This is a genomic window from Neobacillus niacini NBRC 15566, from assembly GCF_001591505.1.
Classification (GTDB): Bacteria; Bacillota; Bacilli; order Bacillales; family Cytobacillaceae; genus Neobacillus; species Neobacillus niacini.
The window spans coordinates 1-16,745 of sequence record NZ_BCVA01000047.1 but is presented as its reverse complement, the minus strand read 5'-3'; the positions used below and the strand labels follow the sequence as shown (position 1 = coordinate 16,745).

Sequence of the window (16,745 nt, the reverse complement as noted above, 5' to 3'; positions counted from 1 at the left end):
AGTAGATAAAGAATCCATGGTATCACCCGCTATTTTAATTCCTGTAAGGTTGGATGGAAGAACAACAGGAGTATCAAGATTATAGGAAGAGAAATTAATAAGGCAGCCAAGTGATTCTTATAATGCACTCGAATAATAAAAAATGTAATGAAATTAAATAATGTGGACCACCATAAATCCCAATCATTTTCATAGATAAATAATCCCTTTTTTTCAAAAAGGAACTCAATGAATGTGAAATATCCAACCCAAACACCTAAATAAATAAACTTCTTATTCCCCTGGGGAAAATACTGTAGATAAACCATTAATACAACCGGAATAATAAAGAAAGAAAATGCTAAATCGATTAGTGTATGATTTAGCCAAGATACTGTGACGGCTTTATATTTCCATAGAGTGTGTTGATAAAAGACAAAATTATAAAGTAAATTACAAATGATATAGAATTGAATGGTCGGATAAAATTCCTTCCACCTTTTCCAGTCTACAAATTTCTTTGCGACAATAATATAAACACCGATGACTATAAACAAGTACATGATTTATCCTCTTTGCTGTTTTATGGTTATTGTTTCCATAAATAAATGATAATATAATTGTACTTAATAATTCATTCACTAAAGAGTTGCAGCAGCAACTCTTTTTTTAGTAACTTTTACTTGTTTACAAATTGTTAAAACTCTTTTCCAATAGTAACTTTAAATTAAAACTGGAAATAATTATTAATCAACTAGTGTAAAATAGTGTTAAACGGGTATAAACATAATTATACTATTCTTATGATGTAATCACGCCTAGGGGGATAAAATGGAACTATCTTTGTTATTAGAGTATGGCTGGGTTTTACTTATTTTGATTTTGTTAGAGGGCTTATTATCCGCAGATAATGCTTTGGTGTTAGCGATCATGGCGAAGCATTTGCCTGCAGAACAGCAAAAAAAGGCAATAAATATTGGCTTGATGCTAGCTTTCATCTTTCGGATTGGTGCTATCTTTATTATTTCGTTTTTGTTTCATGTTTGGTGGATTCAAGCAATCGGGGCAGCGTATTTAATTTTCATCGCCTTAAAACACTTACTTAAAAAGGACCATGGCGGTAAGGACAAAGCAGGAAAAAGCTACCGGGCTACTGTAGCTCAAATCGCCTTAGCTGATATCGCTTTTGCTGTAGATTCGATTTTAGCCGCAGTTGCTCTTGTTATTGCATTACCAGGTACACCGATGGGTGAAATCGGTGGAATGGATGGGGCACAATTTATCGTTATCTTAATCGGTGCAATTGCTGGATTAATCGTCATTCGTTTTGCAGCAGGATTCTTTGTTAAAGTCCTGACACAACGTCCTGCTCTTGAAACAGCAGCGATGTTACTGGTTGGCTGGGTCGGGGTTAAGCTATTAATGCATACTCTTGCACACCCAGCATTACACATTATTTCACATGATTTTGTAGAAGGACCTATTTGGAATACCATCTTTTGGTCTGTTATGCTTCTTATCGCTATAGGCGGATGGTTCCTATCGGGTAAGAAAACAAAGCAATCAACATAAGGAATCTCATGATAGAAAATGGCTTGGAACCATATCAAGCCATTTTTTTATGTATTTTGGAAAGGGGAGTAAATATGAAGTTTTCGTTTGATCATTTAGTGTGGTTTCAACACAAACCTGAAAATGCGATTCAACCTCTTTCAGAACAAGGTATCCATGTTGTTCAGGGAGGACGTCATGAATCTTGGGGAACCTACAATACACTCAGTTATTTTGGTTTAAGCTATATAGAATTTTTGGGAATTGAGCGATTAGAAATTGCTGAACAACATGAAGAAAATAAATTAATTACCCAAATTGTTCAACAGCTCGAAAAAGAGAATCGAGAAGGTCCTGCTAAAATCGCCATTCGAACTGACCGGATAAACGACTTAGCGATCAGGCTAAAGCAAGACGGATTTACTGTATTTGGTCCGCTTCCGGGTCAACGTGTTACAGCTGATGGTGACGTGATCAGTTGGTCACTTCTATTTATCGAGGATCAACCTAATCAGCTATCACTTCCTTTTTTCATCCAATGGAAAAAAAGTGATAAGGAAAGATTATCTGCGTTTCAGGAACAAGGAATGTTAGGCAGGCATAGCGGCGAAAATTCCAATTTTGAATCTGTCGGTTTTGTTGTAAGGGATTTAGAAGAAACGATAAAAACTTGGGGAAGGTTTTTAGATATATCCCCGAGTGAAGAGTTCAGAGATGACGTCTTACATGCACGCTGCCAACGATTAGAATTACCCGGAACCAACCTATTGTTCTGCACACCAATTGGAGATGGACCAGCAGAAAAGGTCTTACATGAAAGAGGAGAAACACCTTTTCTCGTAAACCTTACACAAACGAACCAAAGCGGTTTTTTTGAAATCTTGAATGGTTATTGGCGCTTTCAATAGCCAGATTTTTCTAAAAAAAAACATTGACATGAAATTCCAGTGGACTTTATACTATTGATAGTTATGATAAGGAGGTTATCTGTAGACATGTTGAACTAATCCCATGAATGGCCGTTTTGAATACGAACCATTTACGCTCACTGCTGATGAGTGAAAGGGATTACTATGTCATTTTTACAGATATCCGAATTAGGCTGACTTCTTGTTAGTGGACTTTTTTTCATAGTCCAAACATAGAGTAGTTTGTTTCGTTCTGTTTAACATGCATATAAATCTAAATTCACAAGTCGCAGAGAAATCTGCGATTTTTTATTTGAGAATATAACCCGAGGAGATGATAACATGGTTAACACAAAATTAATTTTAGTAGAGGGTTTGCCTGGTTCGGGGAAGTCGACAACAGCTGATATGACAAATGATATTTTAAAAGAATGGAATGTCGATACAAAGTTGTTTCTTGAGGGCAATGTTGAACATCCAGCAGATTATGAGGGAGGCTCTTATTTCTCAGAAACTGAATTTTCCCAGCTTATAGAACAGTATAGTGAAGTAAAACCCATTTTATTAAAACATGCTTTCAAACGGTGTGATGGATTTGTATTGCCGCAATATAAGCTGAAACAAGACTTGGATGAAACGCCGGTTCCTGATTCCTTTTGGGGCGACATATGGAATCACGACATTTATGAACTCCCGTTAGAGAAGAACATTGAATTGATAACGGATAAATGGAAAAGGTTTGTTGTGCATGCGTTAGCAGAAAATCACACGTATATTTTTGAATGCTGCTTCATCCAAAATCCTGTAACCATCGGAATGATCAAATATGGTGCCTCTCAGGAAGTGGTCAAAAATTATGTAAAGCAATTAGCTGATATTATCGAGCCTTTAAACCCCGTTTTACTTTATGTAGAGCAAAAAGATTTGTCACGTTCTTTTAAAAAGGCTGTTCAAGTACGACCAAAAGAATGGTCTGCTGGCTTTATGGATTACTATAATAACCAAGGATACGGCAAAATGAATGACGCTCAAGGAATCGATGGAACCATTGCAGTCTTAGAAGCAAGATATCAATTAGAAACCGTTATTATCAACTCACTTAATATGATCAAACATAAAATTGATAATACGAAGTTTGACCGAACTCTTCATGAAAGCCAACTCAAGGAAAAGTTCAAAAATACCGTGAAAATATAATGCTAGGAATCAGAGTGCACATTGCCTCTGATTTTTTTATTTCCTTTTAATTATTTTGTTGGATTGGTGACCAAAACGATGACACTCTTATCTAAATCAAAATCCCAGTCGACAAAAATATCAATAATTTGAGTTTTCAATATCCCTTCAAAATGGTTATTGTTATGAAGCAGTCCTTTTTCTAGTGTTCGCTTGGCTAACTTTAGTTGTTCCTGCATGCCTTGTCTAATCAATTGTTTTTCTATTCTCACCAAAATTCCATTTCGAATGACCATGATGGACCGGTGATTTATTTGGCATGCATAAATCTCTTCCGGCTTCTTTTCTGATTCTGAGCTTAACTTATTAATCTCATCGATAAGTTCCGCTTTCCCTGTAAATTCTTCATTAATCGGAACATCGATACCGGTTGAATCACTGCATATTCCAGTGAACATCGCGGATTTATTATGAAGACCCCAGTCATAATAGAATTCTCTTATTTCCATTCCAGTCACAATCTTTATATAGGCTTTTATTTCGGGTATTAGCGTATGCATTACTAAATCTCTGACTTGTTGGACATTTTCGTCTTGTTTTTGATTTAAAAGTACCTTTTCAGTTGGCGTAAGGAAATTTCGAATATAAACGATCATAAAGGTTTTACCTAAGGAAACATGTACGGATTCCGGACCTTTACCAAAAGAATCACGTAGTATCTTACTAATATAGCTGCTTAACTCAGCCGTTTGTTTATAAATTGGTGACTCCATTTTCACGAACTCCTTTTCCTGAATAGGTCTTTAACCCTATCATACCCCTTTTCATTGGAAATAATTAGCATGGTTTGTTACTCAGAATAAAAATATAATGAAAGTAGGTGAAGGGACAGAAAGCCATTCGCTTTGAGGAGTAGGATATGTTTTCAAGCTTGAGCAACAAAGTTTTAGTAGACACATATTTTAATGCAGTAAAGCTAGAGTTAGACGAAGACTTTATTAAATTGTTAGAAGAAGAAATTGATCGAAGAGGGATCCAATTAGATACGGTAGAAAGAATGGCCTAAACCAAAGCTTTTTATTAAATATACTATGAACCTTCTTCCACTTGTAATGGTTATGTGATAAGAACAGCGGCGAATGGCTTTTTGCTCTTCACTCTTTCGCAGAAATAGTGCCTATGAAATAATCAGACTACTAATACTATTTGAAAAGCTAGGTCAATAGCCTAGCTTTTTCTTATCGTTATTTTGAAGAAGTAGTTATTTCCCCTTATATCCCATTCAATAGTTTTGTATAATTTTATATAATAAGAATATAGAAAAAATGGAGTGTTTGTATTGTTAACCATACGTAACGTGACGATGAATGATTTACGTGACCTTGTAATCATTGAACACATTTGCTTTCCAATTGAAGAAGCAGCTACGGAAGAGGCTTTTAAACAGCGTATTCAATTAATACCAGATAGTTTTTTTGTGGCGGAAGAGTGCGGTGTCATTATTGGTCTAGTCAATGGTCCGGTGATTGAAAAGGAATTTATTACTGATGATTTATTCGAGAAGATTAAGCCAAATCCACCATCAGGGGGGCATCAAACGGTTTTAGGAGTAGCGGTCACGCCGCATTTTCAAACCCGAGGTGTCGCAACAGCGTTACTATCACATCTTGAAAAAGAAGCACGATTAAAAAATCGGGAGACTATAACACTTACCTGTAAAGAAGACTTAATACCATTTTACGAAAACTTAGGGTACCAAAATAGAGGGGTTTCGAAATCAGAACATGGTGGAGTCATGTGGTATAACATGAATAAGAAATTGCTATAGTATAAATGAAAAAGTTAAGGGAGGGATATGGATGTATGAATTAAAAACGAAGGAAACAGACAATAGCGTGATTGAATTTATCGAACAGGTCGACAGCCCCAAAAAGCGTGAAGATGCATACCGATTATTAAATATCTTCATAGAGACCACAGGTTTTGAAGCAAAGATGTGGGGGCCGAGTATTATTGGTTTTGGATCTTACCATTACAAATATGAATCTGGTCACGAAGGGGACGCACCACTCGTTGGCTTTTCTCCGAGAAAAGCAAAAATCAGCTTGTATTTTGCACCAGGTGAAACAAAAAGAGAAGAATTATTAAATAAATTTGGAAAGCACACTACAGGGAAAGCTTGTGTGTACATAAATAAAGTAGCAGATATTGATGTAGAGGTTTTGAAAGCATTAATTAATGAATCCGTCTCTTTTTTGAGAGAAAAGTATCCAGCAAAGTAATACTAGCGAGTCCCTAATTGTCAATCAAATTGATTGTGAATAAGGGACTCTGTTTTTATTTTGTTATGGAAGCAATCCTGCTATTCCTAATAAGGATAAAACTATTTCGAAAAGGATCAGGATCACAATGATCCATTCAACAAATAGTCCACGAATCGAGTGACTGATGGTCGAAAAGCCATTCATGATGTTATAGAGTATTTCTGTTTTACTTTTCAAGATTTTATAGCGATCATTTAATTCGAAAAACTCAAGCATTCTATCGTAAAATTCGCCAGCTGTACTGCTTGTCCACGTAATATCAGGCTTATCTAAAATCATGATATAAGCGAGAGTATTGTACTCGTGACGAACGATTTTTGCTGTTGTTCTAGCCAGTTCTTTATTTCCGATCCGTAATTTGCCTTTTTCTAGTCGGTCAATCATCGTTTCTAATTTATCATTAATTTTCCCCAGCTGTTCCTCAGTCTTTTCTAATGCAACGGACTTTGCCAAAACGGTAGAAATTAACTCAGGATAGTAGCTTTCATATTCAGGAACGACCACATATTCGTCGGTTAACTCAATACTTTCTTTTTCTTTTATATGCAGGCTGTAATCATCACTGTATCGGTCTGCAGTTTTCACATCAATGTCTGGCTCAAAGGAGTGGAGGTAGTTCAATAAAGCGGTAACCTCGTTCGGAGTTGAGTGATTAATGAAGACAATGCTGCCGAAGGAAAATACTAGAACCATTTGTGATTCATCCACATTTTTATAGAGGATTGATTTTAATATTTCACCTTTGAGAATTAATGGCTCCTCCCAGGTAAATTTCTTTGGTATTCCACAATGAACGGCGATTTTGTTCAGGTCAATTTCATTGGTTATCGCAAAAGCTTTAAAGGTTAAATCTCTCATATCCACCACTCGTTTCAGGTATTTTTGCTGTTTATCCATATTAGTATATGAACCGATTAGGTAAAATAATGAAGGATTAGTGGAAAGAGTAAAGAATTAAATATGAAGTACTAGTAAATTAGCCAGAAAAGTCCTGAGTAGGGTTTGCCCGTAATAGACAACAAATAGGAATATTCTCCTGGAAACCGGAAGAACATTACCGTATTACAAATCAGAGTAGTGTAAACAAAATTTATGTTAGCTTTGGGAGTGGAAGATTATGCAAAAAAAGTTTCATCATTTAGCAAGAGGAATTTTTATCCAGAACAATAAAGTACTTCTTGCAAAAGCCAAAGGTTACCCAAATACCTTTCTGCCAGGTGGTCACGTTGAAATCGGTGAAAGTGCCAAAGAGGCATTAATCAGAGAAATTGAGGAAGAATTAGGTATTGATTCACAGGTAGGTTCCTTTTTAGGATTGATTGAACACAGTTGGGAGCATCAAGGAAATTTACATTTTGAAATTAATCAAGTTTTTGAAGTGACGAGTTTAGATTTGAACCCTCATGCAAATCTAGTTTCAGCTGAATCTCACCTTGAATTTTTCTGGTGCAGTGAAAGCGAATTTGATGAAAGTAATTTGGAGCCTTATCCGATTAGAAACTTAATTAAAAATTACTTGAACGGAGAAAGGATAGTTGGTTGGGAGAGTACGATACTGACTAGCGAGAAGGAAAAATAACTTGTTGACAGAAAGAGGCAAAAGCTTTATTTAAGTTGAAAGCGTTTAGAAGAATTAAAGTCTAAAGATTAAAAAGTTAGTTTTATTCATTACAGATGGAAAAAAGGTATGTAATACTTTCTCCTTAATGTTGAATACTAAAAATAAAAGGAGAGATACGTATGGAAAATGAAAAGGATTATGTTGCTGCTGACCTGTCATCAAACTTGGTTAGTGAAATCAAATCACTAGAAGCGAAATTAAGCGAACAAGCCAATAAAGAAGTTGTAGTGATTGCTTACGAAAAAGACGAATAAAAAAGAAAAAAGAGCCGATTTAACCGGCTCTTCACTTTATTTTGCAAATACATGATTTCCTATTGTCTTTACTGTTTCACGAGTTCTAATCCAAGAGTCGGTTGCAATGTCTGGATTATAAAAATATATACAATCATTTAAACGATCTTGTCGTTTTAAAGCCTCTTCCACTGCTTGGATAGCTTCATCTGAGGCAGGTTTATTGATCTCGCCATTTTGTACCGGTGAAAAGGCATATGCGTCACCGACAACCTCATTAATAACTTCTGTCACCGTATTGGGAAATTCAGGTGAATCGACGCGGTTTAATACAACCGTTGCAACTGCTACTTTTCCTTCGTATGATTCGCCTTTTGCTTCTGCTTCTACTAATCTCGCAAATAAGTCTTTTTCTTCAGCTGAAATCGAAACAGAAGGGGCCGCTGGTGCTGCAGCAGGTTCTTCTACCGCTGGTGCTGGATTGACCGTTTCGGGTTCAGCTGCTTGAGACTCAGAAATAACTGGTGCTGCAGCCTCCGTTTTGGCATTTTGATCTTCCATTAAATCTGGTTTATTAAGAACGAATTCCTTTTCGTCATTAGATTGTTTATTTTCTTGTTTCATTTCATACATAATAGGACCATAAGCTTGTCCAATTTCAGCCATGCTGTCTACATTTACAAATTGATATTGCGTAATCGCTTCAACTGTTGAATTGTGTAAACCGATAAATGCAAATGTAGCTACACAAGCTACCGCAACTTTTTTAAAATAAGTGTTTTTCATGTGTGCTACCTCCTGATGTCTTGTATGATATATATAACACTAACATGGATATACACACGTTATACAGAACGATAACGTTACATTTCTTTATGGTTTGATGAACAACATTACAGCAACGATGTAAATATGACATTATGCCCATGATTCTGTCATAATCAAACCATTTTTACGGTATAGAGGAATATTTTGCATGAAAAAGGTAGTAAGTTAAAAATATTTCTATAATCTAATATTTCGGAAATGAAAATAAATGCCAATTATGCTACTATAACAGCATTAAAGTTATCAATATTATTGGAGATGGATTTACGTGCTTATTTGGAAACGTAATTTATGGGTACTATGGATAGGAGTTTTCTTCGTATCAGCTAGTTTTTCCATGGTGATCCCATTTTTGCCTATTTTTCTACTTCAAATAGGTGTACATGATCACACGGAAGTGTGGGCTGGTTTATTATTTAGTGCTGCATTTTTTGCAGGTGCGATTGCTTCACCATTTTGGGGGAGGGTTGCAGATAAATATGGAAGAAAGCCGTTGTTAATCCGAGCAGGCTTTGCACTTTTTGCTGTCTATACATTAACAGCTTTTGTTACAAATCCTTATCAGTTATTAGGCTTACGCATTATGCAGGGATTGTTAAGTGGCTTCATTCCTGGCGCAATCGCCTTAGTCGGCACCAATACACCAAGTAATAAAGTCGGATACGCTCTATCGATGATATCCTCTGCTTCGGCGTCTGGTGGTATTGTTGGACCGCTTTTAGGAGGGGGGATTGCATCGTTAGTCGGTAATCGTGTGGCATTTGGAAGTGCTGGGATCTTCTCGTTGATTTCAACATTACTCGTCATATTTTTTGTTATAGAGGAAAATTTCATCCCGAGTAAAGAAAAAGGGTCGATTAGGAATGATTTTAAATTGGCACTCTCAAATCGTTCATTGATGATGGTCCTTGGATTAACTAGTCTTACATCTGCTTCTATTATGACGATTGAGCCGGTACTTCCATTATATATAGTGGAACTTGGCGGTTCTTCCCAGCATGCGTCGTTACTTGCTGGTATCGTCTTTTCTCTTCCTGGTATCGCAAGTGTGATTTTTGCCCCGATGTGGGGGAAATGGGCGGACAAAGTTGGTTTTCAAAGGGTTTTATTTATCGGACTAATGGGTGGAGGAATCGGAACCATCGCCCAAATTGTTTTTAGTAATATTTGGGGATTCTCGATAACTCGATTTATATTCGGTATTTTTTTCTGCGCCGTATTCCCAGCACTAAATGGACTAGTCGTAAGGTCCACCGAAAGCGATTTCCGAGGGAGAGCATTTGGATTACACCAAACTTCTAATCAAATTGGCGGAATGATTGGGCCTATTATTGGAGGAATTCTTGGCGGTATTTTCCCTGTACAAACGGTGTTTGTTGTGACAGGTATCTTACTTCTAGCAGCCACCGGTATGGCTTATTGGCATTCAAATGACCCAAATCGAAAACTTAAAACTAATGTTTCATGAACTGTTAAAATGGATAAAAATAAAATGTGAGACCGCCAACAATAATTCCTGTTACCGCTCCAAAAAATACTTCTGTTGGCTGATGACCTAATAATTCTTTTAATTTTTCTCTAGACTCCCGTTTCTTTAAATTGGGGTCTTTTAGAGTTTCTATCAGAATGTTAAAATCGGCTAAAAGCGTATTTAGTATTACCGCGTGGTACCCTGCATGCCTTCGAACACCCATCGCATCATGCATAACGATCACAGATACTACAACGCAAATAGCAAACGCATTTGATTGTAACCCGGTCATTAATCCAATTGCTGTAGTTAACGAAACAATCATCGCAGTATGCGAACTAGGCATACCGCCCGTGCTAAACATCAATTTCCAATTCAATTCCTTTGAAGCTAAAAAATGAATCGGTATTTTGACGAACTGTGCAATAAACATGCCCAAAAAAGCGGCTAATATCGGACAGGATAAAAACATAAAAATCCCTCCTGGAAGATAATCTTTGTACTTATATTATCATATATAACCCATTGTAAACTGGAAGAAACATGAAGAATATGGAAGTAAGATTATAAAAACACCTGATGATGATTCGACAGGTGCTTAGTCTATCAGAAAAAAAAAGAAGGAAGAGTGACCATTTGCACACTCTCACTTCTTCGTGTGATACCTGGTTTAAGCTAATGTTTCTATGGTTTGTATTAATTGCTTAAGTGCTTCCTGATCATCCGAACCTGAGGCTTCTAAACAAATTTCTGCATTGTTTGGAATGGCTAATGATAAAACACCCATAATCGATTTACAATTAACTTTATGCCCATTATACGTTAAGTAGATATCTGACTCGAATTGAGATGTCACCTGAACCAATTGGTTGATTGCCCGACTGTCTAAACCAGCTTTTCTTTTAAGTTGAATGGTCTTTAGTACCATTTGAGGAACCCCTCCTGAATATTTAAGATAAATCACACTCTTTTATGTATGAAAGATAAAATTCAATTATGATTTATTTATTATTTAAGTATGTAAGAACATTTAACAGGAGTGGCCCAAATGAAAAGAAAAAAAGGCCACTTCTGATTTGAAGTGACCGATACGACTTATATTCCTAAAAGTTCAGCTAACCTCTCTTGGTTAAAGCCAAGAACAACCTCTGAACCATTTTCATCCTCGACTACTGTAGCTGGTGTGGCAGACGCACCCAGTTCAACAATTTCATCAAGATATTTAGGATTTTCTCTAATGTTTCTTTCTTCAAACTCAATTCCGTTGTCTTTTAACCATAGCTTTTCAGCTGTACATGGTCCACAGCTTTCTTGTGTATAGATAACTACTTTACGCATAGTACATTCCTCCTTCAGCTCATTTTAATACAATTAGTAAGAAAAGTCCCATCACTTGATTCTTTCATTAAATACATTTAACAAACCAATTGATCTTCTTTTGATTTCCTAGTCATGGTCTCTTTCTATTTAACGTTCATATAATTATTTGCCTAACATACATATACAATAAGTAGACAAGCGGTTGCGTTAAGAAAAATCCATGCAAAGGAGATAAGTGCAAGGGGATGGAGTTCTTACAAGAAATCATTACAAATTATGGTTCATTTTTATCATTAGAAGCCTTGGGAGAGGTATTAACAGATCCTGCTAGTTGGGGTATCATTGGCACCTTGGTCATTTTAGAAGGATTACTATCTGCTGATAATGCATTAGTACTTGCTGTTTTGGTCAAACACCTGCCCGAAGAACAACGAAAGAAAGCACTTTTCTATGGAATTATAGGCGCTTATCTATTTCGGGTAATTGCGATTGGAATAGGTGTTACGTTAATTAATATTGGCTGGATCAAGATCGTTGGCGGTCACTATCTGCTGTGGCTGGTCCTCCAGCACTTTGTGAACAAAAAAGAGGGAGAGGAAGAGATTCAAACCAAACGAGTGGGATTTTGGAGCACCGTCTTAACTGTAGAACTGATGGATATTGCGTTTAGTATCGATAGTGTTATCGCCGCGTTTGGTGTATCGAATCAGGTCTGGGTCTTGTTCTTAGGTGGAATCCTTGGAATTTTGATGATGCGCGGTGTGGCCCAATTATTCTTAGCACTCATTGAAAGAATACCTGAATTTGAAACTACTGCATTCGTTTTAATTGGCATGATTGGATTTAGAATGATAGGTGCAGCGTTTGGCTTACAAATGCACGAAGTGATCTTCTTTAGTTTATTAATTGGAATCTTCTTAGGAACTTTCCTAATACATTTTTTAAAAGCAAAACCAATAACAAAATAAATTCTTTGAGACCATCCTTTTGGTCTTTTTTTGATTAAATTAAAGGCTGTGTTAAACAGGGCTGTTGATTTCCGCTCCAGGAGCTACGCTTTCCGCGGGCTCGCCCATGAGCCTCCTTGGTCGTTCCGACCTGCGGGGTCTCACTCAGCTCGTTCATCCCGCAGGAGTCGAGCGCCTTCCGCTCCAATCAACAGGTTCTAAAATCAACAGTTTCCTTTAACACAGCCAAATTAAAATTTTCAATTACTTTAAAATAAGTTACTATTAAAGAGTATTTTATTTGTTGTGTTATTAAGGGGGAAGCGTTATGCATGAAGAGAGATACATAGAGGTAACAGGCGGGAAAGTTTGGTATCAAATTTTCAATAAAAATTCCAAAGCTACTCCCGTCATCATTTTACACGGCGGTCCAGGGTCTTCAAGTTATTCACTAGAGGGATTGCGAGCGCTGGAAAAAGATAGACCGGTAATTTTGTACGACCAATTAGGCTGCGGCAGGTCAGACCGTCCTAGTGACACTTCACTTTGGCAGCTGGATCGATTTGTCGAAGAATTAGCACAGATAAGAGAAGCTTTAAACTTGAAGGAAGTACATATATTAGGTCATTCATGGGGTACAACACTTGGTGCGGCCTATTGTTTAACAAAACCAGATGGAATTAAGAGTGTTATCTTTTCAAGTCCATGTCTAAGTGCGCCACGTTGGGAACAGGACCAGATAGAGAACCTTAAAAAGCTGCCGGTTGAAATTCAGGAAACAATAACACGGTGTGAAGAAGAGGGAACGACGGATTCCGAGGAATTCAAGGCTGCCATTCAGGAATTTAACAAAGTATTCGTTTGCAGAGTACAGGAAGCACCAGATCCAGAGTGGGTTAAAAAGGGATCCGGCTATCGAAATCCCGAAATTTATAACATTATGTGGGGGCCATCTGAATTCAGTGTAAAAGGGAATTTAAAATATTTTGATTGTACATCTCGTTTGAACGAAATCAGTTGTCCAACCTTATTTACATGTGGACGGTATGATGAAGCAACACCTGAATCCACTGAATATTTTAGCAGTCTCGTTCCTAATGGGAAATTTCACGTTTACGAAAATAGCGCTCATATGGCTTATTTTGAAGAGAAAGAAGAGTTTTTACATGTAGTTGGAAACTTTCTAAAAACAATAGACTCCAAGTGATCATCATACTATTCCAACTACAACTGCTATTTTTTTAAACCTAAAAAGGACAGCCCTCAGGTTGTCCTTTTTCACGAAATATAGTGTTTGTTATTATAGAACGTCTAATTTAGCAACAATTGTGACAAGGATTTGTAGAAGCGCTTGGATATTTACAGAAACTTGTGTGTCAGTTGTAGTAACTTTAATATGTTTAGAACCGTGAATGACTGTTTTTTGAGAGTTCCTTTGTTTGTTTTTAAACAATTGTTTAAGGTCCTGAACAACAGCTTTACCTTTTTCTGTATCACCAATTGTAATGCTAATCACAATTGCGATGGCTACTTGGATTGCTGCTTGTAAAGATAGGGCGATTTGAGTATCAGTAGTTTGTACATCAATTCCTTCAGAATCCTTAATGATGATCCACTCAAAAGATTGCTGTTTGTTAGAAACAAATTGATCAGCTTCTTGCATTACATCTGCGCCGTTATCTTTCGTTTCACAAGAGTCTAATGCTTTCCATTTCTTTTCTGTCATTTTAATTTCACCTCTTATTTGTTATATTTTTTTAAGCAATATCTACTTTTGCAACTAATGTGAGAAGGACTTGTAATAAAGCTTGGATGTTTGCAGCAACGTCTGTATCAGTTGTTGTGATGTTAATATCTTTGGAATTTTCGATGCTGATTTTTTGGAAGTTATTTTGTTCGGAATCAAAATATTGAAGAAGATCTTCTGCTACACTATTACCTTGATCAGAATCTAGAATAGTCACACGTAGGACTAATGCGATAGCAAGCTGTAAAGCAATTTGCAGGGAAACAGCTGCTTGCGTATTAGTAGTATGAACACAGATATTGCAAGAATCTTTAATGAAGATTAATTCCTCTGAGTCTTGTTCCATTAATGAAACTTGATCTGCATCTTGGAATACATCTGCATCATGAGAATCATGAGTAGTATGATGCTCTGGTGCATCTTGAAAAACGGCTGGATCATGATAAACGTAAGCAAATTGCGGTGCTTCCTCGTAAGTTTTTTCTGCAACTGGCTTGTCCTCATAAAACATATCTGAAGATTCATCCTTCTGATATTTTTTATCCTTTTTTTCCTTTTTATTGTTGGATGGCATTGTTTTTTACACTCCTTTGTTGTAGTTTGTTTTCAATATAATATATGGAGTTGTCCAATAATGTGTTTGTGTGTATGAGCTGATTTTGGTTGTTTTATAAAAAATGAAAAGAACGCCTAATCTAGCGTCCTTTAGATTATTTACTCCGTTTCTTCGGCTTTCTTTGTAGGATTCTCTTTCTTAACGAAAGCATCGACCTGCTGGGATAGGTCATTCACTAAATCCTTTATTAATTGTTTTTGTTCTGGAGATAAATTTGCCTTCCCTTTATCTAAATTAATCCCATTTTTTTTAAAAATATCACTAACAAGTAAATCAATAATTTTTCCTGTCAGTAATGGGTTTTGATTTGAATCACTCACCACTAATCGCTCCCTTAATAGTTTTCCATTAACAGGATATGCATGTGGCAACTGATATTCCTAAACTTATTGTCCAAAAGTTTACAAAAAAAGGGGAAAATGAAAAATATGGTATAATTTTGGGTATTATCTAGTTTTAAATGTCTGGCGAAAAAGCATTGTTCTCAAGTGAAAGAAGGGTGAACGTATTGAAATTAATTTGTGTTATGCTCGGAGGTTTTTTCGGAGCGGTAAGTAGATATGGGATAGGTGAATGGCTTCAAACAGATACTGGATTTCCCCTAGGAACCTTTTTAATAAACCTGGCAGGATGTTTTTCCCTTGGATGGTTTCTTACATTCATCACGATTAGGAAATATATAAAATCGGAAATAACATTATTAATTGGAACTGGTTTTATCGGTTCATTTACCACATTTTCAACTTTCTCTCTGGAAACCATTCTTTTATTTCATGCTGGACAGACTTTTTATGCTGTCCTTTATATTTTAAGCAGTATTATTTTCGGGATACTACTTTCGTACGTTGGCTTAAAAGTCGCGATGTTTAATAGGAAGAAAGGGGAATCGCTTTGATTTGGTTAATCGGTATAGGGGGATCCTTTGGAGCGGCAAGCAGGTATTTGTTGGCCAACTTTATTAATAAAAAAAGGAAGCCTGGGCATTTTCCAGTGGGAACTTGGGTAATAAATATTACAGGATCCTTTCTATTAGGGATTGTCTATAAGCTTCATTTGACGAATGAAATAAGTGATGTAATGTGGTTTTTTGTTGGTATTGGTTTTTGTGGAGCCTATACCACTTTCTCGACGTTTGGTTATGAAACGATTACCTTATTACAATCCAATAAAAAATTTTTAGCATGGCTATATGTGATGTGTTCAGTAATCGTAAGTGTTGTAATGGCTGCTATAGGTTTTATTATTTAGGCTCTTTTAAAACTGAATGTTGATTTAACTGTGTTTGGAAAGTAAGCGGAGAATTTCCGTTTAAATTGGTAATTACCCATATTTCCTTAAAAATTAACGGAGTTTTTCCGCTTATTGTATCGAAATCCATGGAATTTGTCTTATTTAAAGCAGTTAACCGGAATATCTCCGCTTATTTCTGCTTCTTAAGCTCATCTTTATACAATAGCCGGAAATTATCCGTTTATGAATTCTCGGCCTTACACGAAAATCTACAATAAATAATATTTAAAATATACGTAAATTAAAAATATATGGATGATTAATTTTTATAAAAGAATACAAAATAAAAGGGGTAGATATTAGTTGTAGAGGAGGATTTTCAAATGTCTAAGAAAAAGTATACCCCTTCATCAGATGTGGATCAAAAGCAATTACTTAATGATAAAGTAGAAAATGCTCGAAAAAACAATTTTGAAGATGATCACACACGCAGAGTAACACCAAATGGCGGGCAAGGACAATAATATAAATATCTGGGGTTGTTGCTAAGGCAACAGCTCTTTTATTTGGATAATATTTCTATTGAACTAGAAGTGTGAGTGGTGTTATTATATAAAAGTTCCCTTCAGACGGGAAACAAAATGTAACATAATATTGACATTGATATGAACATCAAATAAATATTAGTCTGGTAATAATGGCGAGAAGGTCACACCCGTTCCCATACCGAACACGGAAGTTAAGCTTCTCAGCGCCGATGGTAGTTGGGACGAAAGTCCCTGTGAGAGTAGGAC

General features: G+C 36.3%; 24 protein-coding genes and 1 rRNA gene. 15 read left to right on the top strand and 10 right to left on the bottom strand.

The window, feature by feature from the left end:
- Positions 1–29: 29 nt before the first annotated feature.
- Positions 30–542, bottom strand: a complete 513-nt coding sequence (locus BANA01_RS23935; RefSeq protein WP_063254983.1) for a CBO0543 family protein — start codon at positions 540–542, stop codon at positions 30–32.
- Between the two features lie 268 nt (positions 543–810).
- Here BANA01_RS23935 and BANA01_RS23930 point away from each other — a divergent pair, with 268 nt between their 5' ends.
- From BANA01_RS23930 to BANA01_RS23920, 3 genes are all read left to right on the top strand, one after another.
- Complete coding sequence (locus BANA01_RS23930; RefSeq protein WP_034674643.1) at positions 811–1,551, top strand: TerC family protein; 741 nt, start codon at positions 811–813, stop codon at positions 1,549–1,551.
- A 74-nt stretch (positions 1,552–1,625) separates the two neighbouring features.
- Positions 1,626–2,438 carry a VOC family protein gene (locus BANA01_RS23925; protein ID WP_063254982.1) on the top strand — a complete coding sequence of 271 codons (813 nt, stop codon included), beginning with the start codon at positions 1,626–1,628 and terminating at the stop codon, positions 2,436–2,438.
- 342 nt (positions 2,439–2,780) lie between these two features.
- Positions 2,781–3,635: a P-loop NTPase family protein gene (locus tag BANA01_RS23920; protein WP_063254981.1), complete on the top strand. Its 855-nt coding sequence runs from the start codon at positions 2,781–2,783 to the stop codon at positions 3,633–3,635.
- A gap of 50 nt (positions 3,636–3,685) precedes the next feature.
- Here BANA01_RS23920 and BANA01_RS23915 read toward each other — a convergent pair whose 3' ends face one another.
- Entirely contained in the window at positions 3,686–4,387 is a 702-nt protein-coding gene (locus BANA01_RS23915) for a Na-translocating system protein MpsC family protein (RefSeq protein ID WP_063254980.1), read from the bottom strand.
- Between the two features lie 146 nt (positions 4,388–4,533).
- Between BANA01_RS23915 and sda the strand changes: the two genes are divergently transcribed.
- The 3 genes from sda to BANA01_RS23905 all read left to right on the top strand — a co-directional run bounded on the left by sda (position 4,534) and on the right by BANA01_RS23905 (position 5,896).
- The gene (gene sda / locus BANA01_RS29275) at positions 4,534–4,680 is read left to right on the top strand and encodes a sporulation histidine kinase inhibitor Sda (protein WP_082799657.1); all 147 of its coding nucleotides are present in this window, start codon (positions 4,534–4,536) and stop codon (positions 4,678–4,680) included.
- A 273-nt stretch (positions 4,681–4,953) separates the two neighbouring features.
- Positions 4,954–5,442 carry a GNAT family N-acetyltransferase gene (locus BANA01_RS23910; protein ID WP_034674641.1) on the top strand — a complete coding sequence of 163 codons (489 nt, stop codon included), beginning with the start codon at positions 4,954–4,956 and terminating at the stop codon, positions 5,440–5,442.
- 31 nt (positions 5,443–5,473) lie between these two features.
- Entirely contained in the window at positions 5,474–5,896 is a 423-nt protein-coding gene (locus BANA01_RS23905; protein ID WP_063254979.1) for a DUF1801 domain-containing protein, read from the top strand.
- A gap of 63 nt (positions 5,897–5,959) precedes the next feature.
- Here the strand turns inward: BANA01_RS23905 and BANA01_RS23900 are convergent, their stop codons facing one another.
- Positions 5,960–6,835, bottom strand: a complete 876-nt coding sequence (locus tag BANA01_RS23900) for an RMD1 family protein (protein WP_235847218.1) — start codon at positions 6,833–6,835, stop codon at positions 5,960–5,962.
- A gap of 220 nt (positions 6,836–7,055) precedes the next feature.
- Here BANA01_RS23900 and BANA01_RS23895 point away from each other — a divergent pair, with 220 nt between their 5' ends.
- Entirely contained in the window at positions 7,056–7,517 is a 462-nt protein-coding gene (locus tag BANA01_RS23895) for an NUDIX domain-containing protein (protein WP_063254978.1), read from the top strand.
- 161 nt (positions 7,518–7,678) lie between these two features.
- Positions 7,679–7,813 carry a hypothetical protein gene (locus BANA01_RS30695; RefSeq protein WP_268875112.1) on the top strand — a complete coding sequence of 45 codons (135 nt, stop codon included), beginning with the start codon at positions 7,679–7,681 and terminating at the stop codon, positions 7,811–7,813.
- 36 nt (positions 7,814–7,849) lie between these two features.
- On the opposite strand, the gene BANA01_RS23890 is transcribed toward BANA01_RS30695, so the two are convergent.
- Positions 7,850–8,578 (bottom strand): cell wall hydrolase, encoded by a 729-nt coding sequence (locus tag BANA01_RS23890; RefSeq protein ID WP_063254977.1) that lies wholly within the window; start codon positions 8,576–8,578, stop codon positions 7,850–7,852.
- A gap of 310 nt (positions 8,579–8,888) precedes the next feature.
- On the opposite strand from BANA01_RS23890, the gene BANA01_RS23885 reads away from it, so the two are divergent.
- Entirely contained in the window at positions 8,889–10,088 is a 1,200-nt protein-coding gene (locus tag BANA01_RS23885; RefSeq protein ID WP_063254976.1) for an MFS transporter, read from the top strand.
- A 4-nt stretch (positions 10,089–10,092) separates the two neighbouring features.
- On the opposite strand, the gene BANA01_RS23880 is transcribed toward BANA01_RS23885, so the two are convergent.
- From BANA01_RS23880 to BANA01_RS23870, 3 genes are all read right to left on the bottom strand, one after another.
- Positions 10,093–10,563 carry a divergent PAP2 family protein gene (locus tag BANA01_RS23880; RefSeq protein WP_034674626.1) on the bottom strand — a complete coding sequence of 157 codons (471 nt, stop codon included), beginning with the start codon at positions 10,561–10,563 and terminating at the stop codon, positions 10,093–10,095.
- A 198-nt stretch (positions 10,564–10,761) separates the two neighbouring features.
- Positions 10,762–11,019 carry an HPr family phosphocarrier protein gene (locus tag BANA01_RS23875; protein WP_034674628.1) on the bottom strand — a complete coding sequence of 86 codons (258 nt, stop codon included), beginning with the start codon at positions 11,017–11,019 and terminating at the stop codon, positions 10,762–10,764.
- Positions 11,020–11,186: 167 nt separating this feature from the next.
- Positions 11,187–11,429: a glutaredoxin family protein gene (locus BANA01_RS23870; protein ID WP_034674630.1), complete on the bottom strand. Its 243-nt coding sequence runs from the start codon at positions 11,427–11,429 to the stop codon at positions 11,187–11,189.
- A gap of 227 nt (positions 11,430–11,656) precedes the next feature.
- Here BANA01_RS23870 and BANA01_RS23865 point away from each other — a divergent pair, with 227 nt between their 5' ends.
- Positions 11,657–12,379 (top strand): TerC family protein, encoded by a 723-nt coding sequence (locus BANA01_RS23865; protein ID WP_034674631.1) that lies wholly within the window; start codon positions 11,657–11,659, stop codon positions 12,377–12,379.
- A 307-nt stretch (positions 12,380–12,686) separates the two neighbouring features.
- Complete coding sequence (locus tag BANA01_RS23860; RefSeq protein WP_034674633.1) at positions 12,687–13,565, top strand: proline iminopeptidase-family hydrolase; 879 nt, start codon at positions 12,687–12,689, stop codon at positions 13,563–13,565.
- A gap of 93 nt (positions 13,566–13,658) precedes the next feature.
- On the opposite strand, the gene BANA01_RS23855 is transcribed toward BANA01_RS23860, so the two are convergent.
- The 3 genes from BANA01_RS23855 to BANA01_RS23845 all read right to left on the bottom strand — a co-directional run bounded on the left by BANA01_RS23855 (position 13,659) and on the right by BANA01_RS23845 (position 15,041).
- Positions 13,659–14,084: a spore coat protein gene (locus tag BANA01_RS23855; protein ID WP_034674635.1), complete on the bottom strand. Its 426-nt coding sequence runs from the start codon at positions 14,082–14,084 to the stop codon at positions 13,659–13,661.
- 31 nt (positions 14,085–14,115) lie between these two features.
- Positions 14,116–14,679, bottom strand: a complete 564-nt coding sequence (locus BANA01_RS23850; RefSeq protein ID WP_235847217.1) for a spore coat protein — start codon at positions 14,677–14,679, stop codon at positions 14,116–14,118.
- 140 nt (positions 14,680–14,819) lie between these two features.
- Positions 14,820–15,041: a hypothetical protein gene (locus tag BANA01_RS23845; protein WP_034674718.1), complete on the bottom strand. Its 222-nt coding sequence runs from the start codon at positions 15,039–15,041 to the stop codon at positions 14,820–14,822.
- A 140-nt stretch (positions 15,042–15,181) separates the two neighbouring features.
- Between BANA01_RS23845 and crcB (BANA01_RS23840) the strand changes: the two genes are divergently transcribed.
- The 4 genes from crcB (BANA01_RS23840) to rrf all read left to right on the top strand — a co-directional run.
- Positions 15,182–15,616: a fluoride efflux transporter CrcB gene (crcB, locus tag BANA01_RS23840; RefSeq protein ID WP_082799656.1), complete on the top strand. Its 435-nt coding sequence runs from the start codon at positions 15,182–15,184 to the stop codon at positions 15,614–15,616.
- Positions 15,613–15,969 carry a fluoride efflux transporter CrcB gene (gene crcB / locus BANA01_RS23835; RefSeq protein ID WP_063254974.1) on the top strand — a complete coding sequence of 119 codons (357 nt, stop codon included), beginning with the start codon at positions 15,613–15,615 and terminating at the stop codon, positions 15,967–15,969. Before crcB (BANA01_RS23840) ends, crcB (BANA01_RS23835) begins: the two co-directional genes overlap by 4 nt.
- Before the next feature lie 365 nt (positions 15,970–16,334).
- On the top strand, positions 16,335–16,475 hold the full coding sequence (locus BANA01_RS30055) for a hypothetical protein (protein ID WP_169803741.1): 141 nt from the start codon (positions 16,335–16,337) through the stop codon (positions 16,473–16,475).
- Positions 16,476–16,638: 163 nt separating this feature from the next.
- Positions 16,639–16,745 (top strand): 5S ribosomal RNA (rrf, locus tag BANA01_RS23830); the annotation flags it as partial.